The organism is uncultured Methanobrevibacter sp., from assembly GCF_902764455.1.
Taxonomy (GTDB): domain Archaea; phylum Methanobacteriota; class Methanobacteria; order Methanobacteriales; family Methanobacteriaceae; genus Methanocatella.
Genome location: NZ_CACWVY010000076.1, coordinates 1 through 2,831 on the forward strand (window position 1 = coordinate 1; position 2,831 = coordinate 2,831).

The window sequence follows — 2,831 nt, forward strand, 5'->3', positions numbered from 1 at the left end:
CCAATATTGTTCATGCATCCAATAGATTGTGAATTAGCAGCAATGGATGGAACCGGTCACACAAGTGACTATGCAGACCATTATTATGCAAAAATAAGGGGTAAATGCAGAAAAAGCTACATTAAAAACCATATCGCAATCGATGTCGACACAAGAATGATCTTAAATTACGCAGCAAATCGAGGTCCAAAATACGATACACAATTCGCAATCGCATCAATAAGACAATTAAAATCCTACAAACCACATTACATCCTAGCAGACAGAGCATGAGACACAGAAGCGATAAGAAAATGCATAAATGAAGAAGTAGGTGCATTCGACCAAATACCATTAAAAACAAGAGCAAAAACATGACATTACAGATTGAATAGTGCGACAATCTTCTGGCACGACGTTTACGCATGAAGAATGAACGTAGAAAGTGTAATTTATGTAATAAAAAGAAGATTCAACGGAGGGAACTATAGTAGGAGCACAAAACTCCAAAATAAAGAAACAAAACTCAAAGATGTATTATACAACATCTACAGAGCAATTCAAGTATTTTAAATGAGGGTTTCTACAAGGTTCAAAAATGATATAATAAGCTTTGATGACCTGCCGACCAAAGACGAATTAAGGTTGGCATTGCAGTTTGCAGACGATAACCTAAAGCTTTGGATTTTAACAATAATATCCTCCGGAATGACCAGAGTTGAAGCAAAATCAATTACAAACGAAGATTTTTTCGAATGGACTAGACCATATCACAAAAAGGACAATTTCGCCGATGCGATGAAATATTTGTCTAGAAAAAACAATGTGGTATGCACATGCAAATTGGTAAGGCAGAAAACCGATAAGCCATACTACACATTCCTCAACCCAGAATGCGTTCAGAATATTGCTCGAGTAAAAATGAAGCAGAACGACTTCAATTTACATGAACCGCTTTTGAAATATGGGCTTAACTATGTAAACTACAAATTCAAGATGCTCAACGATTATCTTGGATTAGGCCAAGCCGGCGGCTTTGCACGCCTAAGACCGCACATGTTTAGAAAATTCAACTCCACATACCTCAATCAGGGCACCCTTGAAGGAGAACTTCTTGGAATGGATAGCATTGATCTATTGCATGGACGTGGAAAAAACAAGACACGGGCCGCTTATTTCAAGGACAATCCCGACTTTTTGAAGTTCAAATATATCAAGGTGATGAGCAACATATCGCTTTACCGCCGATACGAATGGAAAATAGTCAACGGTAAAGTGAAGGTGATTTCAAAGCCTTTATAAATTTTAAATATTGCTATGTAAATATTTGTTTTCAGATTGTAATTTTGTAAACTGAGAGCAATATTTACTTGGTTTAATATATAAAGACTTAAATACTCGATAAAACAAATAATTACTTGTTTAATTATCTTATATGGTGATTGCGGATAATCTTTAGGTTTTGGATTGTTAGGACAATATATTTATTATAAAGAAATTTAATATAATATATTAATTATTGTATAAAGGTGTTTTTATGCATGATAGAATTAAAATAGCCAAGGAGTTTGCAGATACCATCAAATCAGATGATATTAAACTAATAATGCTGTTCGGTTCTGTTGCCCGTGGAGACGACAGTGAAGAATCAGATATTGACATTTTAATTGTATCTCCAATTGCAGATAAAATCAAACCTGAAATCCATAAAATCGCTATGGATATAATTTTAGAAAAAGATGAAGTTATATCTCCAAGATTAATGACTGAAGATGAATTCAAAAAAGTAGAAGATTATCCATTCTTAAGTAACGTACTTAAAGAAGGTGTAGTGATTGGATAATCCACAAGATGCAATTAATGTTGGAAAAAGTCAGTTAATCTCAAGTAAAATGTTATTTGAAGGCGGACAATACAGGGACTCCATCACCATGTCCTATTATGCAATGTATTCCTCTGCTTTGGCATTATTGCTTAAAAAGAGCATTTCTCCAAAAACTCATGAAGGAACCTTAAGACAACTTGCCAAAGAATACGTCAAAACAGGACTGCTTAGTAAGGAAACCTATGGGTACCTTTATGATGCCCGTGAAACTAGAAACGATTCTAGTTACGGTTATTCAAAAACTTTTACAGAAGATGCTGAAAAACTTATTTTACAGGCTGAAAAATTCATTAATGAAGTGGAAACTTTATTATGATTTTTTTAAAAAAGGAGAGGCTAAGAAAATATTATTTAAAATAATATTTTCTTTTGATTTATAGTATAATATCATATTTTAGAAAATTAGGGTCAACTTTGTAACCTAATTTTCGAAGTTCAATAGCTATGTCTTTTCTAATGATTTCAAACTCTTTTTCACTTTCGGTATTCATATTAAAAACTAATTCGAAAGTTTTTCCAATATTTTTTTCACGTAATTGTTTTAGTGAATTTTCGTCAAGTTCGAGTTTAGACTCATATTTTTTGAGAACATCTATTAAACCATCTGGATTTTCTTTTAAGTTATCTGTATTTTTAAATTTAATATGAGTTGTATTTCCTCTCATTTGTGGATTTTGTCCATTCAAGATTATCACCTCATTTGATTGATGATGTTTATATATAATTGAAGTATATAAAAAAGTTGAGAGAGAGCATCTGAAAACTATTCTTCATCTTTTTTAAAACTGTCGCTGTAACTCTATGCTTTTTTCTTGACTCTTTCAAAAACTTTGTTGATTTTCAAAATCGTTTTTTTCGATTTTGGTTCCAAATCAAATTTCTGCGATATATCCGTTTTAAAACACCTCGTTTGGTCTTGAATGTTCGTTTTCTTGATTTTGGCATTGTTTTTTGGAAAGCATTTTCA

5 protein-coding genes are annotated in these 2,831 nt (G+C 32.4%); 4 read left to right on the plus strand and 1 reads right to left on the minus strand.

The genetic code is table 11. The annotated features are described in order from the left end of the window. From QZU75_RS12585 to QZU75_RS12600, 4 genes are all read left to right on the plus strand, one after another. Positions 1 to 273, plus strand: a 273-nt coding sequence (locus tag QZU75_RS12585; RefSeq protein WP_296884173.1) for a transposase, incomplete at its 5' end; no start/stop codon positions are given. A gap of 279 nt (positions 274 to 552) precedes the next feature. Further along, the gene (locus QZU75_RS12590; protein ID WP_296884174.1) at positions 553 to 1,281 is read left to right on the plus strand and encodes a hypothetical protein; all 729 of its coding nucleotides are present in this window, start codon (positions 553 to 555) and stop codon (positions 1,279 to 1,281) included. A 235-nt stretch (positions 1,282 to 1,516) separates the two neighbouring features. After that, positions 1,517 to 1,822: a nucleotidyltransferase domain-containing protein gene (locus QZU75_RS12595; protein WP_296884176.1), complete on the plus strand. Its 306-nt coding sequence runs from the start codon at positions 1,517 to 1,519 to the stop codon at positions 1,820 to 1,822. Then, positions 1,815 to 2,180, plus strand: coding sequence for a HEPN domain-containing protein (locus QZU75_RS12600; RefSeq protein WP_296884178.1), 366 nt, complete (start codon positions 1,815 to 1,817; stop codon positions 2,178 to 2,180). Before QZU75_RS12595 ends, QZU75_RS12600 begins: the two co-directional genes overlap by 8 nt. A 58-nt stretch (positions 2,181 to 2,238) precedes the next feature. On the opposite strand, the gene QZU75_RS12605 is transcribed toward QZU75_RS12600, so the two are convergent. After that, a complete protein-coding gene (locus QZU75_RS12605; protein WP_296884179.1) occupies positions 2,239 to 2,550 on the minus strand; it encodes a hypothetical protein in 312 nt (103 codons plus the stop codon). Between the last annotated feature and the right edge of the window lie 281 nt (positions 2,551 to 2,831).

What these genes read in the sequence shown, in the direction of transcription:
- QZU75_RS12590 (WP_296884174.1), top strand. Translation starts at nt 553, where the DNA reads ATGAGGGTTTCTACAAGGTTCAAAAATGATATAATAAGCTTTGATGAC.
- QZU75_RS12595 (WP_296884176.1), top strand. Translation starts at nt 1,517, where the DNA reads ATGCATGATAGAATTAAAATAGCCAAGGAGTTTGCAGATACCATCAAA.